This window comes from Saccharothrix sp. NRRL B-16348 (assembly GCF_001280085.1).
Lineage (GTDB): Bacteria > Actinomycetota > Actinomycetes > Mycobacteriales > Pseudonocardiaceae > Actinosynnema.
Genome location: NZ_LGED01000071.1, coordinates 1 through 924, shown reverse-complemented (window position 1 = coordinate 924; position 924 = coordinate 1). Strand labels below are relative to the sequence as shown.

The following is a 924-nucleotide window of genomic DNA, read 5'->3' as shown; positions in this document are numbered from 1 at the left end:
CCTGCACCGCCTGCGCCTCAAGGTGTCCGAGCCGGGCGCGCCGAACCACTTCTACGAGTGGGAGCCCCAGGTCGACGTGCCAGGCCTCTACGACGACCTGGGCGATGTTGTCCCGGTGTCGTTCGTCGAACTGGCCCCCGCGGGTCTGCGCGAGTGGGCCACCCTCGCCGCGGCGGCCGGGTGGGCGAACCTGGGCGCGGCCCTCGTGCCCGTCCAGTCCGACCCGGCGACCGTGCCGGCCCAGCGCCCATCGGGTGACGAGACCTTCAGCGTCGCGGAACTCGTCGCGGCCTACCGCACGACCGCGTCGAAGGTCGTGTTCGACCTGGCCGTCCACTGGGCCGTCGCGCCGCTGGAAATCCCCCTCCTGGTCCGCATCCTCGAACTGCTGCACCCGGAAGCCGGCCGGGCGGCCCTGGCAGAATTCCTCGCCGGCCCATTGGTGGCGATCGCGCCCCACGGGTCCGAAAACGCGGAAAATCGAGTGATGTTCAGGTTCGCGCGGGACGGCATTCGCGAGGAACTGCTCGCCCACGGACGTCGTATCGACACCGAGCGGGTCCGTAAAGTCGTCCGCCATTACCTGGACGAACACCAACCGGCGGTGGCCGGCTTCGAGTGGCCACTGGATGACGAGCCGGTCTCGGTCACTTCCCCCATTCTCGCGCCGCCCCACGTGGCCGAAGCCGAGCGCGCGATGCGGAAGGCCTGGTCGGGGGTTCACCTGCGCGATTCCACGCCAGAAGACCCCCAAGTCGAACTGCCGCCGCCGGTGGTGAATGATACGCGCGGGGAATTTTGGGACGCGGTCGATGCCGAGCGAAATGCAGGAGGAGCAGAGGTGACTGCCGTCGAGCAGGAAGAAAGGAGAAGGACTCTCGCATCGCCCGTCTTCGGCGGGGTACCGCCGAGGAACGTGAACTT

General features: G+C 68.6%; 1 protein-coding gene. It reads left to right on the top strand.

Features of this window, described 5'->3' with window-relative positions; all coding sequences use genetic code 11:
• The coding region (locus tag ADK67_RS52335; protein ID WP_197289357.1) for a hypothetical protein at positions 1-924 on the top strand (924 nt) is incomplete at both ends.